This is a genomic window from Tritonibacter sp. SIMBA_163 (assembly GCF_046535935.1).
Taxonomy (GTDB): domain Bacteria; phylum Pseudomonadota; class Alphaproteobacteria; order Rhodobacterales; family Rhodobacteraceae; genus Epibacterium; species Epibacterium scottomollicae.
The window spans coordinates 1-247 of record NZ_JAWJBP010001032.1 but is presented as its reverse complement, the minus strand read 5'-3'; the positions used below and the strand labels follow the sequence as shown (position 1 = coordinate 247).

The following is a 247-nucleotide window of genomic DNA, read 5'->3' as shown; positions in this document are numbered from 1 at the left end:
CACTTTAAGTAACTACCGCAAAGATGGAACAACTTTCTGGAATGATTTATATGTCGCCCCGGTGCGCGACGATGCGGGGCGCGTCACTCATTTTGTCGGTATTCAGCACGATATTTCAAAACACAAAGCTTACGAGGCACGATTAGCGTACCACGCCAACCATGATGATTTGACGCGTCTTCCTAACCGCATGATGTTTGAAGAAACCCTGTGCAAACAGTTTGCGGCTGTGCAAGGGAGTGCAGAG

1 protein-coding gene is annotated in these 247 nt (G+C 48.6%); it reads left to right on the top strand.

All coding sequences use genetic code 11. The annotated features are described in order from the left end of the window. Positions 1–247: PAS domain-containing protein (locus R0J92_RS25475; RefSeq protein WP_411053738.1), on the top strand; the 247-nt coding region annotated here is incomplete at both ends.